We start from the raw sequence: 21343 nt of genomic DNA, 5'->3' as shown, positions 1-21343 counted from the left end.
TATCCATGTCCGCCGTTCATCTTAGTAGTGTCTTTCATTTTATCATAGGAAGGAGGGAACCTACATGAACAAGAAAAAAGCCCTACACAAGGGCGACTTACAAGACGGACGCATCACGCATGATGCCCTAGCAGAAGAAGCAAAAGCGAGCGACAATGCAGAAATCGCTTCCATTCAAGAATCGATGGAGTCAGGACCGGAGAAAAAGGCTGAGAAGAGAGAAAGATAGGTAGGACAGAAGAGCCAAAACAAAGATCATCTCTATCTAAAAAAGGGAGGCCTTTCCTTCAGATGAGATGATCTTGTTTTTTGTTCATCCACGATGAGGGGCACAAAGAGGATTGCAGGAAGGATACCTTTACAATAAAGGAACTGGAAAGAGTAACAGAGAAATTTTATACAACGATAACGAAATGTCTATTTCCAGGATGGGGCTGATCAGATTATATGAAGAAAGGGACGATCATTGGGTTAGTAGCTGGAGGAGGCTGTTTACTTTTCCTGCTGCTTTTTGGAGGGGCTTTTTTCTTATTTAATCTCTTGATTGGGTTTTGATCTGTGTTGGAAGAAAGAGAGGGTAGTCCTCAGCTCGGGCGCTTCATAGCGATAAAGACATCTTTGAACAGGAGGGAACAATCGGGGAGATTGTGGTGAACTTGCCCTGAAAAAAAGAGAAGCCCTCCACGTTCATATTCACCGCATAATAAAGACGAGACCAGACAGGTACTCTCTCCTGTCCGGTCTCTTGCATTTGGATGATTTGGCCTGATTTAAATATTTGCTTATTGATTCTCACAATAACGAAGAGGGGCAACCTTCTTTAGCGATAAAAGGAGAGTTCCCAACTGACTTCGACTTCTTCAAAAAAATCCAGGTAGGTGGTTGCGATGCGAAGCGCTTGTTTTTTCGCCCATTCAATATCCGTCGCATATTGGTGAATCCCTGGTTCAATGGGATTCCAACGCATTTTGTATAACGTATTCTGCCCAACATGAATATACGTATCTGCAATATATTGAACTCCACCCATAATGGCTCGCGGAACCGAATTCCAACCTTGTTCCATGGCGTAACGGGCTCCATTCTCCTCAGGATTGGAATCGTAAGCTTTTATCCCATAAACATTGTGATACCCTTCGTACCCTTCCACGGTACCCCGGGCCAAGTTGCTGGTCCCATTACCTGATTCTAAGCTAGCATGAATAACCAGATAGATAGGGTCTACTTGATAAACCATACCGGCCACAAGAAAGACCATACCCATACCTTCTAATACACCTTTACCTGCGAGGAAAGAATCCAGTTGTTGGGTCGTCACATTGGGGACCGAACCTAGGTTAAGATGCTGGAGCACATTATTTCCTTCAAGTGAATTCAGCGGATTCATCTCCACTTTGATTTCCTCCAATGAGGCCGGGACAAATCCTTCTCCATCCACATATTTAACAGGCGTATAAGGCAGGTTATACTGAATATTCGCCGCTTCCTCCAACGTCACCGACGCACAGGTCGCACCGACCTTTTTCAAACTGCCACTGATTGCCTCCGGAATCGTAATTCCCATTCGTCTACCTCCTTTCGTTTATACGACTCTATTATTCTATGAGAAGGAGTAGTAAGGGGAACGGCGGGAAAGAGGGAATTTAGTATGATAAAAGGAAACGTACATAAAGGGCAACTATAGAGAGCAATTATCTTATATAAAGAGCAATCCCCCTCATGAAGGATTGCTCTTTGATCACTACGAATTCTCGAAATTACTCTGCTTTCTCGGCAGAGGTAACAATTTCCTCTGGAATAACGATTTCTTCTGTATCTTTCTTAAACTCAGATGTTGCATCCGAGGTAGTTTTAATGGAAACACCTTCTTCTTCACTCTCCACAGCCAGTTCTATCACTTGCTCTACCTTCGTTATTTGATACGTACTTTTATCCACCCACACGGTTTGTTCAAAGTTACTGACCTCTAGCTGACCCGTTTCCCAGAGAATCCTATATTGCGAATTTAAACGCCCTTCTATTAAATCTTTGATTTGATCTGGTTCAGCCGATTTCAACTGCAAAATATACGATCCATCCTCTTCTTTCATGTTGAGATCTGGAATCTTCTTCACTGAAGAGATGATATTCTCTACAAAATCAACTGTATTATTACCAAGGATTTCAACCAAATACTCCTCTTTGTATGGGAGGGCAACCCATTCCATATCATTTACATAGATTGTTTCTTGATTGTCCACATACACCTCTACCTTAATTTCTTCTTCTAACTGACCGATCCTAATTTGTGAATTCGTATATAAGTCTTCATTATGTATTTTCATCATAGAATTCGCTTTTATATTGGAGTCAGACAGTTCCTCGATCTTTTCTCCTGTTGTGATATCTGTTGCAATAGCCGTCGATTCGAATTCGGAATCAACCCTATAGGTTTTTAGCTTATGCATAGTAGCCGATGTTTTTGAGACCACTTCTTCTGCGGTCAATTCTTTCTCTTTCTCTTGATTCTCAGTTACTCTTTCTTCCTTCTTTATTTCCTCACTCTTTTCATCCATTGTTGTGCAACCAGATAAGATCAATGTTACTGCAAATAATGATAAAAATAATTTCTTCATTATGTAGCTCTCCTCACTAGTCCATTTCAAAATCAACTTTAATATCGTATTTGTTTAATTAGAAAAGGTCAAGAAAGATTAGAGTTATAAATAATGCCAATTACATGTCGGTGTGTCTGCATAGAGTATTAACAAATCATTCTGTCAATTATTCGTACGATTGAAATCGGGGCTACACTCACCGGACCTAATACCCCATCTCGCCACAAATCAAATAGGGAGTAGCCACCATCTTGCTGACCACCTCCTATTTAAAACTGATATTTCCGACTTCAGTCTGGATTTGTAATTTTATAAACGTCATCTTCCCTTCCTCTTTTTCTAAAACCAAGGGATAAGAGATAGATGCGATCCTCCCTGACCGCATAAATTAACCGTAGGTCTGGTCTTTGTCCTGCCTGCGTTCTCAATACTGAATGGAATTTTTTCTTTCTGTAGCCTCTTCGACAATCTTCTCCAAATTGTCTTCCACCTTTTCTCCTTCTGATGAATAGATCCACTCCGGATTTTCGAGGAGAGGAGCGAGTTTCTTAGCTAACTGCTTATCTTCCAATTCATCTTCTAGCTCTTCCAAGCTCTTCTCATGAAGAGAAGCTAGTAGCTAGTGCGCCCAGTCTACCTTCTCGTTATCTAAACGATCAATAAGACGGTACAAGTCTTCTTTTCTTTTTGCCATTTGAACCACCTCTTATCTTCATTTTAACCAAAGTAAAAGAGTTAGTTCCACCCGTGCGCACTTATTCTCTCTCCTTCAAATAATGAATTGATCGTTCCTAGAACGGTAGCCTCTGGTTCTTCGCTTGGCATTTTGAATAAATCCATTTATTTCCTATAAAATGCTATTTCTCACGCGGTTTTTAAACCATCGTAAAATACCTTTTTAATGTTTATGTATCTACTTGGCTACAGTCACCATATTAGAGGTTGTGAAAGTGAATCCCAAGAAAGCCATTCTTGCATTCACCTATAGAACGCACCCCTACCGAGCACACTAAAAGAGATGCCAGCCTCTCACCAATAGAGACTGGCATCTTAAATTTAACTGTTTCACGAGAATTACTCCGTAGCTTGTACAGCTGACTGTACCTTTTCAGGAATCGTAATCTCTTCGCTTTCTTCCTTCAATTCCATCACCGTATGGGCCATAGTTTGTAGAGTGACTCCCGCTTCTCCAGGAGACCCTCGAGGACAGATTAGTATTCTCAAACTATCACCATAGAAACCCTATTAATCTAACAGGCCATTATCATAACTATTATTCAGCTGGCTTGGCATCCATATTTAGTTCTTCAGGTGGAGATATTTCGTCATCTGCTTTCAGTATTCGCGGATAAGGATTCCTTGATTCTATAAAAGTAACTTCATAACGTACCGAAGAGAGTCCTTCACCTTCTGCATCACGTGATGCCAATGGAATCGCCTCAAATAGAATTTCATATTCACCTGCCGAAATGTTAATAACAAATTCTTGTTCCATAATACTTGTTATGGTAACTCCCTTGTTTCCCACACTAAATGGTACGACAATCGAGCGAATTGATTTGTCATTAAGGTTGATATCAACATCCCTACTTATGGCAACTGTGCACTCCCAATTTGACAAAGCTCCGAAAGAAACACTACCCTTTCTCCATGAGAAACCCTGTTCAACATGACTATCCTCCCAATCATTAAAGGGAGAGTTCATGTCTGAATTAAATATACAAAGTTGTGAATACGAAATCAGAAGTTCTATTTCAGTCCATTTTTTAGCCATTTATCCATACTCCTCTTTAAAAATGATACTCACTCGCACAAAAGAGCAATGGTTATGTCTCTTACTCCAATCTACCATACCAAAAAGCCATCTGTATCAGCCCGTCGTTCATCTATTTCCACAAGCGGTGTATCGGGGTTTCTATAATTAAATTACTAAGGACAAACAGCAAAGAGCAAAAAAACAAGCTATCGAGACATTTTCGACAGCCTGACAATCTAGATACCGATTTTCCTTTTCTCCCAATATCTTGTCCTTACTCCTCCCGCGATGGTTAGTCAATAATACTTAATCGGTTAAAATCTACTAAATTCGGATCTATATCCTCGAGTTTATCCTCAAATTTGTTCCATCCATTTCTCATCACAAACTCCGCCTCACCCCGCGATATGGGAAACAACCAAGCTTGAACAATGGCTATACCTTCACCATCATTGAACAAATGAAATGTATCTGGAAAATAAACAGGTGCGGACACATACAGTGCTTCCAACTCTGAACCAGCAAACAGCTGTCCTCTGGGACCAATGACTTCCCCAGCCAAAAGAGCGGAATGGCTACTTAATACCTCTAGCCCAATTTGTTGAAGGATCCCAACAATGTCTACTTCCCAGAAGTCAGACTCAGATATAAAGAAAAGCTCCTGCCTAATCTGCTTTTGTGAGCGGGGACATTCTAGACAATGGTGACTTAAACCTAAAGTAGAATATGTCGTTGTCCCTGAAAATGGTCCACTTTCATATTTTACGATATCAAACGAGTTCCCAGTATCATCCTTTTCCACTCTCCATCCTTTTTCTACCCTACCTAGATGACCTTCTAAAAAATCAACATAACTGCTCATTTAGTATTACATTCCTCCTGGACTCTATTTCTATTGCAAGGGGCTGACTTGGAAATGAACTGAACCCCATGTTCACGATGTAAAATCAGTCCTTTTATTAGGGAATGTTGAACGAGTGCTTGTTGCAGGACTTAGATATTAAATAACAGACTGTCGATTTAGATTAAAAAGATCAATTTGCTCTCCCACAAATCGATCTTCCATAGCATCAAATCCATTCTCTCTAACATATAACCGTTCCTTCTCTGAGATTGGAACCGCCAATAGCCAGGTTATTTTTTTATCTGGGAATTGAATTGTCTCTAATGTGCTCCACAAAAATGGTGCTACAAATAAGATATGATCCATATCCCCTGACATCGAGTACATTTTCACAGCGTCACGAAATATCGCACCTGGAAAACAAGATACTTTGTCATTTATTACATAGAAGCTACATGTAGATAATATATTGGGGTAAATGCTGAACTCTGATGAGCATGCCCCCACCAATTCTATCCGTAAAGGGGCTCCATCTACTTGGAAACCAATAGAATGTTGAGACAATCCTATCGTGGAATAGGATGTAACATTCTGTTCAGGGCGATTGGGAACAGATAAGAGATCCACACAGCTTTTTTCATCTTCATCCCAATACCTAGAAACATTCGGATTACCCTCTGAAGTATAAGTACCCGATTTGCTTTCAAATGCAGTTAATGCTTCTCTAGCAATGATTTTTAGCTCTTTTGTTACATCCATATTAGCTCCCCTTTATAGTCCTGTCTACAACCAGCAAACGTCCACATTCCGTTTCAAAGAGATCGCCTGCAACGAGTTCTTTTGTTTTCACCCATCCGACATCCACTTCCTAGAAAGACTATTCATCGTTCATCGGTCGTCTCGATCACTTCTTCCTCGACATGGACTTCGTCACTTCCTCAACTTCCCATTCATAAAGAGCCATTCGACTTCTTTGTAAGCGACCTCGCCCGTATACTACCCTCACGTGTTGTTGAAGATAAGAGCTTACCCATACTAATCTGCGATTGGCCTCATTTAATATATTAATCATGCGAATCTTCCTCTACGATTCACCAGTTGCGATAATATTCTATGGATAAAAGATTTTCAAATAGTATAATTAGTAGAGTCATCAAATTTGAAAGAAATATGAAGAAAAACTAAATTAATCTTCTAAAAGAAAATTACACAGTGAAACCTAAGAAGATATTCTATATATTTACATTTAGGTTTCCTTATTCCTCAGACCTGTTATTAATAATTCAATAGAGAGTCATTGCACTTATTTCTCTTATTTTGATAACTCACCTTTAAAAAAGCTTTCGCCTACTTCATTCCCCCAGCCATCATTTTCGGTTACTTTCGATTTCAAGAAAGGAGTTAAATCGGGTAATTCGATATTATTTTCAAGGAGAATTTTTATCACTTCTAATGTCGGCTCCAGAGTAAGATAGCTCTGAAAACCACAATAGTGATTACCATTACCTGTTAACACAGTTTGATCAATTATTTCAGTGATATCTTTTTGCTGAGAATTTGAGAGGTGACTAAAGCCAAAATACTTTCCATAAGCTAATGCGTCCCCATAATCAGGTATTAAATCCTCTGGCAAAAATTCATCCGTCATCTCATCCCAATAGTTCCAATCATCTATACCTAATACTCCTTTCCATAATGCTCTAACAAATTCATTCAATCTTGGATTTTTAATTTGCCAAACTTCAAGAACCCTCTCTAGACAAACAAGATCTAGTGCCAATCGTCCACGGATTGAGACTGTGCATAAAACTTTTTCAAAATTCACTTGCACTTCCTCTTTTCATCCCAATACTTAGAAACATTCGGATTACCCTCTGAAGTATAAGTACCCGATTTGCTTTCAAATGTAGTTAATGCTTTTCTAGTAACGATTTTCAGGTCTTTTGTTTTCACCCATCCGACACCACTTCCTAGTAAGGCTATTCATCGGTCGTCTCGATCACTTCTTCCGCAACATGAACTTCGTCACTTCCTCAACTTCCCCTTCATAGAGCCATTCGACCTCTTTGTAAGCGACCTCGCCCGTATACTACCCTCACGTGTTGTTGAAGATAAGAGCTTACCCATACTAATCTGCGATTAGCCACCCATAAACACTATGCACTAAAAATCAATAATTTAACAGAGTAAATCCTGACTGCCTAAGTGATACACCATTCTGCTCCGCTATAATATAAACTATTTCAGCTCAGCTCCCAAAGACCCAAAGAGTTATAAAATGCACTACTTTCATCATATCTATAGTCAGCTACGCGAGAAAGTCGATATACATTGGAATCACTATCTACACTAAATTTATTCCCATCTTCAAGGATAGGATTTTCTTTTATGTTATATATATTAAAATTATTCAATAAGAAGGCAATGTCTTCTTCATTCGAGGTATTTTGCTTACTAATAATAACATCGGGATATCCAAAAGATTGCATCCCACAAGAGTAGTAGTTGTAGTCATCTGAAACTAGTGTCACAAAGTAACGATATATCGAAAATAAGTCTTTATGGAGAAAAATGTATTTCCACATTTCACTTGAATATGCCACACCTGTCGATTCAATTTTCACAGCAATTCCACCTGAATCTAGTATATTCATGGTTAAATCAATATAGTCCTTAATATCTTCTAAATATCCTGAATCAACAATCAAGTAGACAGTGAAGGTATGCTCATTTATTTCTTTAAGATCATCCTCCCCTATCGCTCCCTGGCTAGCGTACTTGAAAGCCTTCATTAAATTAGGATCAAATCCATAGATTTCAATTTTATAGCTTTTGCTTGTATGGGAATTTACTATCGTATCACCATTTAACATATAAAGACCTTGACTTTTGGAAGTTAGTTCAAGAGTAAAATCTGTGATACTTCCCCATTTCCCTGGCACTCCAATTACCACTTTAGTTCCCTTCAAATTCATCTTCACCTTTTCATTTTAAAATGATTCATAAATGTATGTTACATTTATTTAAGTCTAATTACGATTATACAGCTTAGTAACAAATGCAGTAAATGAATCGCAAATATAAAAGATAGAGGAATCGATATCATCAATTGCCTCCTCATGATCCCAAAAAACAACAGAAGGCTTCAATCTTTCTCTGTAATCAAAGCAAATATAATTACCAAATTCATCACAAGCAAAAGGAAATATTTTTGAGGGCAAGGAGTTTTTTATATTTTCGAACACGTTAATAATACCATATTCTTCAACAGAGTTAATACTTAACAAACAAAACAGAGCATTATAACCATGTCCTTCTACATCAAAGTTATCTGGATCAGGTGTCGCCCCGTCTTTATCCTTAATAAACAAAACATAGTCAAATGGAAATTTAATTCCAAATGCGCTTTCTATATTGCTAATTTGACGATATGACACTTCCTCTCCTTCTTCCCAACGAATAGTTTTGTTCATAACTCTACACAACCTTCCCTTTTTAATCCTAATCGTATATTAGTGTACCGGACTCCCAGTCATAATATCCTTTTTCAAATACAGTCACAAATTTTACTGGCGAAGCCACCGAATAGTTCATATCAGGTATATCTAAGCAGATTCCCAGTTCCCTTGAAATAATAGCTTCCTCATAGTACTTCAAGGATTGGTCATTAATTTTTTCGAAGTTCTTTTTGGCCCTGCGGAATGATATGTTCAAGAAATTAATTCCATTAAAAGTAAGTTTAGAAGGATCAGACAGCTGTATTGCTTTCAAGGTACCATCTATATGATAAAACGCAGATAACTCACTGTTAAAAAAATCCTGACACACATAAGAGACACCTTGTTTTGATTTTGTAGTAAATTGGATTAGCTCATCATCGGTAAAATCACCAAGCAATGTCCTTACTTGTTCTTGGCTCATTCGAAATCGAATAGGACCAGCCCCAATATAAGGAAATAGTTCGAATTCCATTTTTCGTCCTCCTAAAATAACCTTTATCCCTCGAATATTGAACCATTTGTTCTATGATAGAACCGCATTTTCCAGGAATCGGAGTTAAACAAGCTAAGAAGTAAAAGCCGAATTCTTCTTAATTAAGAACGATATTTCAAAGCAAGCCGCACTGATCATGGGACGAAAGTATATTCGATCCGAAATCACCCGTACAAATACTCGATACCAGCAATGTTCTTTCACTTACAAACCCCAAGAAGTTCATACTACTTCGAGAGGAAAAGTTTGTGGCAACCATCATCGAGATCTTTCATAAATGCCTTCAAATTTTTGGTACAGGAAAAATCAAAAGGAAAGAGAGCTGGACGATACTAGAATGCGAATTAGACGAATTGTGAGAGACCAAAGCGTTGTATCCATGTATACCGTTATTCCATTTCGACCGAGTAAAAGCATGTGAAATGAGTGCAATCTAGCCAATCAGCTCCATGGTGAGCCTCATCAAGATCAAGAGCTGAAACTAACTCTCCTTAAAAAAACTCGGTTTTGCAGGATTTCCCGCCACCATCCTCATCTACACTTGACTTCTCAAAATAGAAAGATGATGGAATCGCAACCTGATTATCTTCCAGTATTTTCATTGCTTTAAGGGTAGGGATTAATGTAATTTCACTCTCAAATGCAGCATACAAATTCCCTATCCCTATTTCAAGTACATTCTCTATCATTTCAAACATTGCTTTCTTTTTATGATTTGCAAGACCAGCATAGCCAAAATGCAAAGCATATACTTCACAGTCTTCAAAATCAGGAAAATTATTTAATGCCTCTCTTTCCCACAAATCTAGACGCTGAGACTTTGTAAATTTCCACATATCATCTATCAAATGATTCAGCTCTGTACTAGATACATCCCAACTTGTACATAACTTTTCTAAACAGGTAACGCCATATGCAACTCGAGCTCTGATTGACATTTCGGCTATAACCTTATTGTACTTCATAACATCCCCCCCACTACTCTTAAACTTGTATAATGGTGAACAACTGCTACGTCAATCTAACCGCTCAACATACGCACCACGTGTTGTATTTGATAATCATCATTACAGCTTTTCACCGGTCCGGATCGGCTACAGTAGATTGGACAGAAAAATTAAGGTCAGGTAGACTTCGTTCAATCACTAAAGAGAGGCGAACCAATCATGACGAAAAGAAAACGACGCACGTTTTCACACGGTTTAAAATAGAAAATGGTGCAATTACACGAGAATGGAAGACTGAGAAGAGAAATCATTGAAGAATATGAGTCGACAGCATCCATCTTTGACAAGTGGGTAATATAAAGCTAGGAAAGCAGTTCATTTGAAGAAAAGGATAATCGCACTAACAATTTCTCTAATAGGGCTAAAAATGAATTGGAGTCATTTTTTAAGTACTGCTAATTTAATCATTCCTTCATGATGGAATTCGATCACAAAATTTCCTTTCACACCATATATCCAAGTATCAAAACTAACTGCTAATACATCATCGATCGCCTTAATTACATTAGTTATACTCGTCTTAACAACAGGAACATCTCCACTATCCCATATTATAAAGATATCCCCCTTTTCATCTATTCCGTTTTCACTCAAAGTGTTTAAGATTAAATTGTAATCCGTTATGGATAACTTTTCTTTAACCTCATCCCAATTAATTCTGTAGACTAAGTTATCTAAAGGAACCGCCAATTGAAAGTCTAAAACTACTTCATCTGACTCAATTTGAGATAGAACTTCTTTCTCTTCTCCCAAAGCCATGATACATTCTTCAAACAAAGTCACAATGCATCTCCCCCCAGGCATGTTGAATAACTTTAATATGTAAATTCGCAGATAGTAATGTACGATTTATTCGATATTTGAAAAAGGATCGATCTTCCCATAGAATGATTTGTGACGAACCAACCTCTAAAGGAGAGAGCAACCGAATTGGCGGACGCTCGTCCCTTTTCTCAGCCAGACTCCTCTTCGATTAAGAAAAACATCACTTGCCGATTGGGAACCGAACCGTGTCGATCGAAAAAGAGGCATCGGGTCGTTATCTTTGATGACGATCACGGAAACAAAATTCGCGTTGTCACCCACATGTTCCATGTTCCCGCAGAAGAGATCGCACAATTGTACCACGCACGATGGGGTGTGGAGTCCTTTTTCCGTGCTGATGAAGTTCATCAGCTTCGGCATCAAAATAAATACGAATACTCATATTGTAAACTTTAGTAAACTCTAGTAAGCTCTTTTAATTTCTTGATTACCATATCCCACTCTTCAATCAATCTTTTTAGTTCGAGAGTCTCAATTTCACATTCTTCCATATCACCTTCAAGTGCAAAGTGAAAATATACTTTTGTCATATCTTTTTTAATTTCTGCTGTACATGATGTTGAACCATACTCTATTAACTCTTCTTTACCTGCTAATACCCTGTCCAATAGGTCAAGCAATATTTCTGCATTTCCTGTTACCTCGTCGTCAAGGAAATTTGCAACAATTTTAATCTCTAAGGGTACGATTGGATAGACCTTATACCAAATTGGATACTTCATTTCAAAACACCTTTCAATCCATTCACGGGTTAATACTTTGGAAATGCTGTAGTTATGTTACCATTTCTATCAACATAACCTTCAATAGGCATACCTGAAGAGGTAGAGACCGACCATTTATTTCCTCGGAATGTAGGTTCGAGTAGGCTCCTTTAACACCGTTTAGTACATCTTGTCTGTTCCAATTTTCAGGGAAATGGGTTAACGAAGATCAATACATATTCAATTCATCTTCCAAATCTTTTAGTAAATGTTTTACTGTAGGAGTTACGCCTCTATCATATGGAGTCATGAATATTGCAGGCAAAATACCGTCATCATCCAATTTAGGTAGTAATTCTCCCATCAGCTCTTCTAAAGTTATTACCTCTGGTTGATAATCACTCCATTCAGACACCGAACACAACAGTGCATACTCTTTTGCAGGCCATAAAGGAAAAACCACTCGACCTTCATCAGTTGAAGCAAGCGCCCAACCATCATCCCATAGTCCCCAAACTTGATCAAAACCAACTATCTGACTAATAAAATGCATATATCGTTTTGGTCCAGATAGAGACAAAACAGCCTTTATCTGTTGTTCATTGATATTCACAATAACATCCTTTCTAATCGACTAGTCCGTTCAGCTTCTCCTCTTAAGGAATGTTACCTTGTGTACATAGCTTCCCAAGTAAGAACGCATTCTTCCCCTCCATCTACCCGCCTCGTTTACGCTTCCTTCCCTTCAGTAGTATGGTCTTTGCCTTGTTATGCAGGCTCATTCAGGCAAGAACGTATTTCTATGAGTTTCTTAATCCCTCTAGTCGGAGGTTTACCGCTGACTTCCTTCAGAATTCAAGTCACGGGAAACACCCTTGTCTTAAGCTATCGACACATGCTACTTTCATCGTTCGAGACTTCTCCCTATAGAACACGCCCGTGCCGGGGTAAACTAAAAAATACTGCAAGAATTATTGATTTCCTGTAGCATTTGAATCGTATCACCTGATACCTGGGAAAAATACAATGCGCAACTAAATATGTCTCAACAAAAGGAGCACCCATTTGTCTAGACTTCCATTCCCGAGACGATACTCCCTCGTCAAACTACTCATGGTTTGTCCGTCTTCCAAGTGCAAGACCCATTTTTCTTTAAAGAATTCTCGTGATGTCTTCTCCACATTTTGCAATACCACTTTCTTTGATTCTAGTATATCGTTTTTATTCTACATGGTGTTACAACTTCACTGCATCACGTCATTTCTTTTTAGATTTGAACCTCATAAAGGATCAGACAATCTGTTTTGATTTCCAAAAAACCTTCCTGTATCTTGATATCTCCAGCAACTTCAACAAGCAATATACTCTCTCCCATTCTCAGAGCCATGCATCCATCTCGATCAACGGACTCTATTTCACATATAATACGACATTTTCCTTCATCCATTCTGATTAAATACTTTCCAAGATCACTTTTATTTAAATCTCTTCCCCACTTCATTACATTCGAGGCTTCTAGTTCAACTTCATGAAATTCACCAATAGCGGGGTACATACCCTTCCAAAAAGCTATTGCAGAGCCATATTCTGAAGTGAAATTCACCATTAGACCTTTAATTGTATCTTCGACTGAATTTATACATACCCTCATACTCCAGCGCTTCCTTCCTAGAGGAACCCGAACTACGGTATTATCCACATTCATGACATGATTGATTGGATCATTCGTCCATATCTCCTCATATGTTTGGTAGGCTTGCTATTCATTACGTGAATACCTTACCAGAGCCATTTGACTCTTCGTAAGCGATCTCGCTCGTATTTTCATCCTTGGCAATGACTTTATCTCCTAAATCGATGTCTTCAAATTCCTTTATCACATGATGATTTTTCCTTTTTCATGATGATAGAACAGTTATTGAGCACAACTGAAGTGACTATCCGATATTTTTAGATTTTTATATGCTGACCTGATCTTTTCATCTGGAGTTCTTGAAGATAGACCAGAAATCTTGTAAAATATCATAGAAACCTTGGTATTTGTAACCTCCAGCAGAAAATAAGAAAATAAAAATGATTATTGCTACGGTGCCTATAATGACCATGTATCCCCATTCATAAGTATTATTATAATATTCTAAGAAAATTTTACTAAAACAAAAGATATTATCGCAGTGAGCACAATTGGGGAATCTATGCGCTCCCCAGTTAAGTGAAAAGTTAAACAAAAGACAGTGGTAAAGATTATAAGTTGTAAAAAACCCGAAATATACAGCAAAATAGATAAATATCTGGAAATTTTCTTCGTTAGTAGTCTCATCTGATCCTCCATCACTTCAACTGTTTATCGATTCGCTACTCCATTGTTCGCTTTTTCATTTGTAAGCTCTCCATTTTCCTCCCTTCGGAAGCTGAAATGACTTCGTCTCCTCCGTAAGAAACCTCCTATTACTTGGAAGATTCTCTAAATCCGAATGACCGATTCTATCCTATCGCACCAATTCCATTACGGGACCTCTTTACTATTACAAATAACTTCCCCCCCTGCGCCTAGCTTTATGATACTTTTTATGCTTTTGTATATCTCTTGACGGCAGTTTCTCATGTCACGCATAAAAGCCTGTGACAATTCACACCATCTTTGTGCCAGATCATACTGGACAGTATACAGACTCCCTCCAACTTCGTCCCAAAATTCCAGTGCTTCCTTATGATTTCAACTCCATCTGTGTCCGATAATATCCGATAGAAACACTATGTTATATAAGCACTTATACCAGAGATACGAGCATTATTGCATATTATTTTAAGTTCAACATCATCTGAATACCCTTGTATCTCAATATCATCGCCTCTCCCCCTCCAAAAAAAGGACATAAAGATATTGTATGACCAGCCCTCTAAAGCTAGACTCTTTATATTCTTTAAATGTAAAGTCATTGCTACTGTATTACATCCACTCCATTCATAGGGTACATTCTCAGGAAAATCATTCAACTTTAAAACGATTTTAATGGACTTATCCTCCAATAGGTTTAAGGAATTTATAAATACTTCTTCCAATTTAGGGATTTTTGAATAGATATCAGAAATAGCATTTTTATTTTCTATAAAATCAATCCACATCTCTTCTTCCTCCTAAATTCTTAATACAAACATACGCTCTATTATAAAAAGGCAGGGTATTAGTAGACCATTACTTTACCAATACTCCCTCTAACAAAGTCCTAGCTACAGAGCAATCTACAATATCTAAATTGCTGATATTCTTGGCATTGTCAACCATCGAAACAAGCATTCTATCTTAGACCTAGATGACACCCCTATGAAGCGAATCATTTGGTTCTCCTCACGAGTAAATGCTATTTCATAGATCTCGTCAGGAGACCAATCAATTAGGTTAAGCTCCTCGATATCAGCAAGATGGAAGTGAAATTGTACCATGCTACACCCCCGTTGCCTCCATTTCATTGGAGGCGGATCTGGAAATTCATGTGAAAGAACTCTTAATTCCAGTACTAAATCTTTTAGAATAACTGCATTTATATATCCATCCTTCAATTCAGGGATACTAGAATATATCGCATGAATAGCTCTGGAATCAGTAACCATATCTATCCACATAATGCTCACTTCCTAAAATTATAGTGTGCTTGCATACCCACAAAGAGAGTGATACCTATGAAAAATACTACTACAATTCACTACTATCCTACAAACCTGGTTCACAGAAGGGGAAGTGATGGAAGTACAAGGTGTGCGAAGCATATTAGAATAAAACATGAGAATTCACTGTTGTGCGCTGTTCCAATACTTAACGTACGTATCATTTGTAGCGGGGGCGGGTATCGAGAGAAAGCCAATTGCGCCACTTCCTGTGATCTTCCTTCTGTCAACTACTCTACTTTTCCAAATAATCCAATGTCTCTCCATAGTTCATAGATACTACTATAAAAATTGGTAATAATTTGTTATTTATCTACTCTTTTCTCCCCAACTGCCTCTCGATAAGATCTGACGATTGTCTAGAACCACTACCCATGTAGTCATATGCGGTTAACAAAACAAAAGGATTATCACCCACATATTCAAGAATTGCGGTGGAAAGTACATTTTTAACAAATCGATCTCCTTCTGTCTCCATTCTCTCCAAAAATGAGAACACCTTTCTCAGCCACTCCTTATCATCTACCTTTATTTTTTCAACAATTTTTACAGCTAATGAGTCACCAAAAAATACATGAGCTATAAAGTCATTATTAAACTCGACATGCTCCTCATATTCATCGGTGAACTCAGGAAAGACTTTGAGAAACTCCTCTGCTACATTCCCTTTATTCAACATAAAAACCACCTCATTTCCCATTTAGAGATCTCTATAGATCAACATATAAATCTGTTGCTAACTTGTAATCATAGCATCCAGATTTCCCTCTCCCATTATAGACTGTTATCTGTTTATCCTTATTTGCACTCTTGTCAACAACCTGCTCACATCCACCGTCCGTTTCAGAGAGAACGCCTGTGACGAGGTCTTTTCATCGAATCAACATCCTTTACCCAAAAAGGGTCTTCATCGGTCGTCCCGATCACTTTGTCCTCAACCTGAACTTCGCAGACTTCTTAACCTCTCTTTTATAGATCTTCCGACTTTTTTACTAAATAAATTCCATCTTATAGTATATAGCCGTACCAGACGTACGAGGACCGATTTTACATAGTGAACAAGGGGTTCGGTTCCTTCCAAATCCTTTATTCATTTATTGTTATCCAAAAACATTATCTCTTCAATCCCTAAAATCTCTATCTCTTTACAATAGAAGTCAATATGATTCATTTCAAAGTCATAAATATGGTATCTGATATCTTCCCATCCATAACTTTTAATGTTTAATACTTCAAATCCACCTAATTGAATAAGAGAATCTCCACCCACTAGTTTAAAATTTCTTACTCTGAAGAAGCGGATCTTCACTTCAAAAAGACCATCTTTTTTATCTGAGCTCATTATAAATGTGATCTCTAAATTGGCTGTATTGTTTGCCGTTATAAGGATCACATCTTGTAGCTCTGTATAGTATTTCAGATCTCTTATATACTCCATATTTATGAATGAAAAATCAGGAAATATTTTTGTGATTTTATGTAATCCTTTCATTTACATACAACTCCTTCTGTATAAGATTAAAAGTAAAATTAATGAGCCAGCTACCTAAATAGCTGACCCAATTAGCGACATACATCGAAACGAATTCCTATTTCTTCGAAAGATACCTCACTTTCCTGTAGCCCCTCTTGCCCTTCAAATTCAAGCAACGCAACATCTCGTTTGGATAGAATAATTTCTCTTTTAGGATTCTCTGATTTTCTTTTATAGATATCCTTCAGTAAAATCATCTCATTTTTACTCAGCTCATATTCTTCTTCTACTGTCTCGAGAGCTTTCTCCAAAGGTAATAAGCTTTTTGCAAGAATATGGCCTCCATGCTGGACTAGCCCCTCATATGTATCACACGAAACAAGCTCATTTCCAACACTCCATAAAGCGGAAGTGATAACAGGAATACTCTCTGGGTTACCATCAACCTCAACTAACATATATTGAAGCGCTTCTTCTTGAGCAATACGAAGAATTTCAGATCCCGCTCCTGCAAAATACTCCATCGGATTGCGAAGGTATTCTAGTGAACATCGTTCGCTTTTTTCATCTCTACATACAGCAATGCAACACTGCTCATGAAACGTAATGGTACCTCTTGTCCCTTGACTGTCATTCACACTATAATTTATTCCGTCCCATGAGTTCTCATAAGAAAACTCGGGATACTTAGCAGTCGAAATAGCATGAGCAATGGAAACAAGGATACAACTTTTCCAGAGTTGACTTGAATTTATACCCAATTTATAGACTCTGCTTTTGATTATAATACCCCCTATGGCTATGGCCTTCTATCCTCAAAACATACATATACTTTAGCGCAGTCTCTCAAGAAGACTGACTTTCTTTTACTGGATGTTTCGGCAAATGTGGCACAATATTTTTGGCCATCTTGTTTCTCTGAGGAATAGTTACAATATACGTGTGATACGGTAAGCGTTCAATTACTTTTATAAAGAGATAGGAAGATACTAAAACTAGGGCAAATAATAAAATAAACCATTCAATAGACCAAAAAAAATTAGGGATAACCTCGAGAGCAATATTTAATATAAGTGGGTGAACAAGATAGATTCCAAAGCCATATGTTCCAATGGTAAGAATACTATCTCTCAATCTCCCCCATTTTTCCACTATAGGATAGATACCGATTAGAGCGAGCGAGAACACTGGAATACTTATTAAGTGTTGCCAACGCAAAGAAGCGAAATTCTCCAATAAAATGCACTCCACTGTCCCTTCAATTAGAATGAGGGTCATTGCTATCCAAAGCCAACGTCGATACGTAACTGCCCATTCACGTACCAGCGACCAATGATAGGAAAAAAAACCTCCCAACATGAAGTAAAAAAGCCAAATAGGTAAAAGAAAATGACGATCACCTAAGATAGACATCCCATTAGGAACGGGTATGTACAAAATTAGCATGCATCCTACAGTCACTAGGAATGAAAGAACGAGAGCAATCTGCCACGCACGATTGGACCGAATCCTTTGTAATAATGGAAAAACACAATAGAATTGCACAACCAAAAAGACAAAGTACAGATGATAATGAGCATCGCCTTTAAATATAGTCCAAACAAATTGGAGTAAAGAGCTATAGACATCTTCTCCAAGCAAAACATATTTTAAAAAGAGTAGATAGACCAAACTCCAAAATAAAAATGGAAATACAATTTTTTTGATCCGGGTCTCTAAAAAGTGTACTAATTCAAAATCTCTCTTGCGCACTTGATAGAACAACAAAAATCCACTAATAACAGCAAATACTGGTGTTCCAATTCGCAAAAGCTGATTAGTTATGTATAATACTATGTCCCAATTTTGTTCCTGTGCATAATAGATACCACCCGTTACATGTACAGCAACGACAAGAAGACAGGCAACTCCTCTCATAAAATTTATCTCATGCAAGTAGGACTTGGTAGACATCGTCTTCCCTCCACTCTACTCACTGTAAAAGCAATGCCGTATTCATTCATTTCCACACCATGTAGCATAGTGGATTCCTTCTTACCTGTCAATAAACGGAGAATAAGAGCAATATATAACCTTCTTCAAATCATGATATTAACTTAATATACTTCACCTTGATTATAAAGAAATTTCAATCTCATTCCCATTGAAGTTATGTTCTCCATACTGGGAACGCTATCTGATACATACCTTATCTATCGGAGATCTGACCCGTTCCCAGTAGAAAAAGAACGGTATTTTTGCACTAGCTCGAACCGTCCACCGTTTATCCATTCGCTCTCTTGTACCGATGGTAATTCTTATATCCCTGCTAAATGTATAGAGGAGCACTCCTTATCTTGCAGGAATGCTCCTCTCATTAGCGACTACGTACCATCAAACTCATGGCTTCCTCCAAGAGTTTTTCTGTCTGGGCATCGTCTCCTTTTGCCAGCTCTTCGCGCAGGCATTTTTCCAGATTATGCGTAACGACGTAGGTAAGGGAGCGATCGACAGCCGAGCGAATAGCTGACAATTGAGAGACCACGTCTTTGCAGTCTTTCTCTTCTTCCATCATGCGTAGGACTCCTCGCACCTGTCCCTCTATGCGCCTTAGTCGTTTCTTCACATCATCGTTATAATCCATGCCTCACCCCACCTTTCTTTAAGAAACCTTTATATAAAACTCTTCATGTGTACTACACATTATACAGGAAGTTCTCTCCCAATGCTTTGAAGTGACTATGCTATTCGGTCGCTTCCTCCTTTGCATCTGTGCCTAACTACAATACACTACAATACTTCTGCTTCATTATTCCCGATTACCTACTCTATTATAGTAGATTCCCGGATAGTATAATGGTCTATTATATAAAGAATGACCATCTACATAATAAAACAATCATAGTTTGTATCACACCCCAGGATGTAAGCAGACTGCGTGGGAGTGTCTGTTCTCTTTAGTGCATGGTTGATGGACGGTAACCCAACATACGTTCCTCTGTCAACTTCCATCGTTCTCACCCTCTGCTTGGCGATGATACTTAATGAGAAAGGAGAGAATTAGTCCTAATAAGGAAAGAATGGAAAGGACCATAAAAGCAACATTTGCTCCATGTATATCCGGATAGGCAATGTTCGGGCTTTGTTTTGCTGATTCCGCCGTACTGGTCATAACTGTAACGAGGATAGCAGTTCCTACCGAAGCTGCAACCATTTTCAGCGTATTATCCATGGCTGTCCCGTGGGGAATTAGTCTTTTTGGTAACTGATTCAAAGCAGCTGTTGCGACAGGCATCATAACCATGGAAATACCAAACATTCGAATCCCATAGAGGACAGTAAGATAAGTCAGCGTTGTCGATGGACTTAAAGTTGTAAACGCAAATGATGAAGCTGTCATGATGATGAAGCCAATCAATACGAGCCACCTTGCACCGAATTTATCAAATACACTACCCACAATGGGTGACATTAACCCATTAATCAATGCACCAGGTAATAAGACAAGACCTGCCTCGAAGGCGGAAAATTCTCTCATATTCTGCATATAGAGTGGGATGATTGTCTCTGCTCCAAATAAGGCTATAAAGCTGATCATTCCAATTGCTATAGCATATGGGAAGATTGAAAACGTAAAAACACGGAATTCGAGCATAGGATGTTTCAGTTTTAATTGACGGAAAATAAATAAAAGCAAGGATAGAACGCCTATCGTGAGTGAAAGTAACGTTGCTGAATGGGACCAGCTGTAGTTTCCAGCACTTGTAAAACCATAAAGTAACCCTCCAAAACCAAATGAAGACAATACGATTGAAAGTACATCCAATTTTGGATTAGAAACCTCAGTGACATTTTTCAAGAAAATAAATGCAACCAGAATATCGATAAGAGCAATAGGCAAAGTAATAAAAAACAAGACTCTCCATGAAAATTGCGATATCACCCAACCTGATAATGCTGGACCAATGGCTGGAGCAAAGGATATCACAAGGCCGACAAGACCCATTGCTGCACCACGCTTATTGACAGGGAAGATGAGCAAAAATACGGTAGTCATTAATGGAAGCAAGACTCCTGCTCCAACAGACTGAATGACTCTTCCTAAAAGGAGGATTTCAAAATTAGGTGCAATCCCAGTGACAACCGTTCCCACTGAAAATATACTCATAGCAGAGATAAACAACTGCCTTGTCGTAAATTTTTCTAATAAAAAGGCACTGATTGGAATCATGATGCCACTCACTAACATAAAGACAGTGGTCAGCCACTGTGCGCTATTTGCAGTAACATTCATTTCATCCATAATGGGAGGGATTGCAGTAATCATTAATGTTTGATTCAATATCGCAATAAAAACCCCTGCAAGCAACAGACCCACATTGATTGATTGATTTTTTTCTGTTTTTCTCAATTTTATAGGCTCCCTATTCTTGATCTGAAAATACTCTGTTGTAGTCTTACCTAGTTTCCCTTATAAATACAAAGCAAGATGATGCGA

General features: G+C 38.2%; 25 protein-coding genes. 2 read left to right on the top strand and 23 right to left on the bottom strand.

Annotated features, from left to right (window positions below; genetic code table 11):
* The first annotated feature begins 64 nt into the window (after positions 1 to 64).
* Complete coding sequence (locus AC6RGY_RS01395) at positions 65 to 229, top strand: hypothetical protein (RefSeq protein ID WP_499859106.1); 165 nt, start codon at positions 65 to 67, stop codon at positions 227 to 229.
* Positions 230 to 820: 591 nt separating this feature from the next.
* Here AC6RGY_RS01395 and AC6RGY_RS01390 read toward each other — a convergent pair.
* The 12 genes from AC6RGY_RS01390 to AC6RGY_RS01335 all read right to left on the bottom strand — a co-directional run bounded on the left by AC6RGY_RS01390 (position 821) and on the right by AC6RGY_RS01335 (position 10980).
* Positions 821 to 1564, bottom strand: coding sequence for an N-acetylglucosaminidase (locus AC6RGY_RS01390; protein ID WP_499859103.1), 744 nt, complete (start codon positions 1562 to 1564; stop codon positions 821 to 823).
* Between the two features lie 193 nt (positions 1565 to 1757).
* Positions 1758 to 2615, bottom strand: coding sequence for a DUF6612 family protein (locus AC6RGY_RS01385; RefSeq protein WP_499859098.1), 858 nt, complete (start codon positions 2613 to 2615; stop codon positions 1758 to 1760).
* A gap of 406 nt (positions 2616 to 3021) precedes the next feature.
* The gene (locus AC6RGY_RS01380) at positions 3022 to 3189 is read right to left on the bottom strand and encodes a hypothetical protein (protein ID WP_499859095.1); all 168 of its coding nucleotides are present in this window, start codon (positions 3187 to 3189) and stop codon (positions 3022 to 3024) included.
* Positions 3190 to 3870: 681 nt separating this feature from the next.
* Entirely contained in the window at positions 3871 to 4371 is a 501-nt protein-coding gene (gene comJ / locus AC6RGY_RS01375; RefSeq protein WP_499859093.1) for a competence protein ComJ, read from the bottom strand.
* 274 nt (positions 4372 to 4645) lie between these two features.
* Positions 4646 to 5215 carry a suppressor of fused domain protein gene (locus AC6RGY_RS01370; protein WP_499859091.1) on the bottom strand — a complete coding sequence of 190 codons (570 nt, stop codon included), beginning with the start codon at positions 5213 to 5215 and terminating at the stop codon, positions 4646 to 4648.
* Between the two features lie 138 nt (positions 5216 to 5353).
* Entirely contained in the window at positions 5354 to 5956 is a 603-nt protein-coding gene (locus AC6RGY_RS01365; protein ID WP_499859090.1) for a suppressor of fused domain protein, read from the bottom strand.
* Between the two features lie 553 nt (positions 5957 to 6509).
* Entirely contained in the window at positions 6510 to 7022 is a 513-nt protein-coding gene (locus AC6RGY_RS01360; protein WP_499859087.1) for a hypothetical protein, read from the bottom strand.
* A gap of 418 nt (positions 7023 to 7440) precedes the next feature.
* Entirely contained in the window at positions 7441 to 8166 is a 726-nt protein-coding gene (locus tag AC6RGY_RS01355; RefSeq protein WP_499859085.1) for a DUF4261 domain-containing protein, read from the bottom strand.
* Between the two features lie 60 nt (positions 8167 to 8226).
* Complete coding sequence (locus AC6RGY_RS01350) at positions 8227 to 8670, bottom strand: SMI1/KNR4 family protein (protein WP_499859081.1); 444 nt, start codon at positions 8668 to 8670, stop codon at positions 8227 to 8229.
* A 28-nt stretch (positions 8671 to 8698) separates the two neighbouring features.
* Entirely contained in the window at positions 8699 to 9169 is a 471-nt protein-coding gene (locus tag AC6RGY_RS01345; RefSeq protein ID WP_499859078.1) for a hypothetical protein, read from the bottom strand.
* 512 nt (positions 9170 to 9681) lie between these two features.
* Positions 9682 to 10155 (bottom strand): hypothetical protein, encoded by a 474-nt coding sequence (locus AC6RGY_RS01340; protein ID WP_499859077.1) that lies wholly within the window; start codon positions 10153 to 10155, stop codon positions 9682 to 9684.
* A 420-nt stretch (positions 10156 to 10575) separates the two neighbouring features.
* Positions 10576 to 10980 carry a CDI toxin immunity protein gene (locus AC6RGY_RS01335; protein ID WP_499859076.1) on the bottom strand — a complete coding sequence of 135 codons (405 nt, stop codon included), beginning with the start codon at positions 10978 to 10980 and terminating at the stop codon, positions 10576 to 10578.
* A 147-nt stretch (positions 10981 to 11127) separates the two neighbouring features.
* On the opposite strand from AC6RGY_RS01335, the gene AC6RGY_RS01330 reads away from it, so the two are divergent.
* The gene (locus AC6RGY_RS01330; RefSeq protein ID WP_499859073.1) at positions 11128 to 11418 is read left to right on the top strand and encodes a transposase; all 291 of its coding nucleotides are present in this window, start codon (positions 11128 to 11130) and stop codon (positions 11416 to 11418) included.
* Here AC6RGY_RS01330 and AC6RGY_RS01325 read toward each other — a convergent pair.
* From AC6RGY_RS01325 to AC6RGY_RS01275, 11 genes are all read right to left on the bottom strand, one after another.
* Positions 11415 to 11744 (bottom strand): hypothetical protein, encoded by a 330-nt coding sequence (locus AC6RGY_RS01325; RefSeq protein WP_499859070.1) that lies wholly within the window; start codon positions 11742 to 11744, stop codon positions 11415 to 11417. The two genes, AC6RGY_RS01330 and AC6RGY_RS01325, sit on opposite strands and share 4 nt — an antisense overlap.
* 211 nt (positions 11745 to 11955) lie before the next feature.
* Positions 11956 to 12339 (bottom strand): DUF2750 domain-containing protein, encoded by a 384-nt coding sequence (locus AC6RGY_RS01320; protein WP_499859068.1) that lies wholly within the window; start codon positions 12337 to 12339, stop codon positions 11956 to 11958.
* Positions 12340 to 12993: 654 nt separating this feature from the next.
* Entirely contained in the window at positions 12994 to 13377 is a 384-nt protein-coding gene (locus AC6RGY_RS01315; RefSeq protein WP_499859066.1) for a hypothetical protein, read from the bottom strand.
* Between the two features lie 1103 nt (positions 13378 to 14480).
* Positions 14481 to 14852 (bottom strand): Imm50 family immunity protein, encoded by a 372-nt coding sequence (locus AC6RGY_RS01310; RefSeq protein WP_499859065.1) that lies wholly within the window; start codon positions 14850 to 14852, stop codon positions 14481 to 14483.
* Positions 14853 to 14978: 126 nt separating this feature from the next.
* Positions 14979 to 15338: an Imm50 family immunity protein gene (locus AC6RGY_RS01305; protein WP_499861402.1), complete on the bottom strand. Its 360-nt coding sequence runs from the start codon at positions 15336 to 15338 to the stop codon at positions 14979 to 14981.
* Positions 15339 to 15705: 367 nt separating this feature from the next.
* Positions 15706 to 16068, bottom strand: coding sequence for a DUF7674 family protein (locus tag AC6RGY_RS01300; RefSeq protein WP_499859064.1), 363 nt, complete (start codon positions 16066 to 16068; stop codon positions 15706 to 15708).
* 414 nt (positions 16069 to 16482) lie between these two features.
* On the bottom strand, positions 16483 to 16884 hold the full coding sequence (locus AC6RGY_RS01295; protein ID WP_499859063.1) for a PIM8 family immunity protein: 402 nt from the start codon (positions 16882 to 16884) through the stop codon (positions 16483 to 16485).
* 71 nt (positions 16885 to 16955) lie between these two features.
* On the bottom strand, positions 16956 to 17390 hold the full coding sequence (locus AC6RGY_RS01290) for a hypothetical protein (RefSeq protein WP_499859061.1): 435 nt from the start codon (positions 17388 to 17390) through the stop codon (positions 16956 to 16958).
* Between the two features lie 322 nt (positions 17391 to 17712).
* Positions 17713 to 18819, bottom strand: coding sequence for an acyltransferase (locus AC6RGY_RS01285; RefSeq protein ID WP_499859060.1), 1107 nt, complete (start codon positions 18817 to 18819; stop codon positions 17713 to 17715).
* 403 nt (positions 18820 to 19222) lie between these two features.
* Positions 19223 to 19489: a metal-sensitive transcriptional regulator gene (locus tag AC6RGY_RS01280; protein ID WP_499859058.1), complete on the bottom strand. Its 267-nt coding sequence runs from the start codon at positions 19487 to 19489 to the stop codon at positions 19223 to 19225.
* Positions 19490 to 19846: 357 nt separating this feature from the next.
* Positions 19847 to 21256, bottom strand: coding sequence for a DHA2 family efflux MFS transporter permease subunit (locus AC6RGY_RS01275; protein WP_499859056.1), 1410 nt, complete (start codon positions 21254 to 21256; stop codon positions 19847 to 19849).
* Between the last annotated feature and the right edge of the window lie 87 nt (positions 21257 to 21343).

The organism is Mechercharimyces mesophilus (assembly GCF_059818345.1).
The sequence above is the reverse complement of the archived record's forward strand: the minus strand, read 5'-3'. Positions and strand labels throughout refer to the sequence as shown.

Bases quoted from the DNA above. Each gene is read 5' to 3' on its own strand.
- AC6RGY_RS01390 (WP_499859103.1), bottom strand. From the start codon at position 1,564: ATGGGAATTACGATTCCGGAGGCAATCAGTGGCAGTTTGAAAAAGGTC.
- AC6RGY_RS01385 (WP_499859098.1), bottom strand. From the start codon at position 2,615: ATGAAGAAATTATTTTTATCATTATTTGCAGTAACATTGATCTTATCT.
- AC6RGY_RS01285 (WP_499859060.1), bottom strand. From the start codon at position 18,819: ATGTCTACCAAGTCCTACTTGCATGAGATAAATTTTATGAGAGGAGTT.
- AC6RGY_RS01340 (WP_499859077.1), bottom strand. From the start codon at position 10,155: ATGAAGTACAATAAGGTTATAGCCGAAATGTCAATCAGAGCTCGAGTT.
- comJ (WP_499859093.1), bottom strand. From the start codon at position 4,371: ATGGCTAAAAAATGGACTGAAATAGAACTTCTGATTTCGTATTCACAA.
- AC6RGY_RS01370 (WP_499859091.1), bottom strand. From the start codon at position 5,215: ATGAGCAGTTATGTTGATTTTTTAGAAGGTCATCTAGGTAGGGTAGAA.
- AC6RGY_RS01280 (WP_499859058.1), bottom strand. From the start codon at position 19,489: ATGGATTATAACGATGATGTGAAGAAACGACTAAGGCGCATAGAGGGA.
- AC6RGY_RS01365 (WP_499859090.1), bottom strand. From the start codon at position 5,956: ATGGATGTAACAAAAGAGCTAAAAATCATTGCTAGAGAAGCATTAACT.
- AC6RGY_RS01345 (WP_499859078.1), bottom strand. From the start codon at position 9,169: ATGGAATTCGAACTATTTCCTTATATTGGGGCTGGTCCTATTCGATTT.
- AC6RGY_RS01305 (WP_499861402.1), bottom strand. From the start codon at position 15,338: ATGGTTACTGATTCCAGAGCTATTCATGCGATATATTCTAGTATCCCT.
- AC6RGY_RS01290 (WP_499859061.1), bottom strand. From the start codon at position 17,390: ATGGAGTATTTTGCAGGAGCGGGATCTGAAATTCTTCGTATTGCTCAA.
- AC6RGY_RS01295 (WP_499859063.1), bottom strand. From the start codon at position 16,884: ATGAAAGGATTACATAAAATCACAAAAATATTTCCTGATTTTTCATTC.
- AC6RGY_RS01325 (WP_499859070.1), bottom strand. From the start codon at position 11,744: ATGAAGTATCCAATTTGGTATAAGGTCTATCCAATCGTACCCTTAGAG.
- AC6RGY_RS01315 (WP_499859066.1), bottom strand. From the start codon at position 13,377: ATGAGGGTATGTATAAATTCAGTCGAAGATACAATTAAAGGTCTAATG.
- AC6RGY_RS01310 (WP_499859065.1), bottom strand. From the start codon at position 14,852: ATGTGGATTGATTTTATAGAAAATAAAAATGCTATTTCTGATATCTAT.
- AC6RGY_RS01350 (WP_499859081.1), bottom strand. From the start codon at position 8,670: ATGAACAAAACTATTCGTTGGGAAGAAGGAGAGGAAGTGTCATATCGT.
- AC6RGY_RS01395 (WP_499859106.1), top strand. From the start codon at position 65: ATGAACAAGAAAAAAGCCCTACACAAGGGCGACTTACAAGACGGACGC.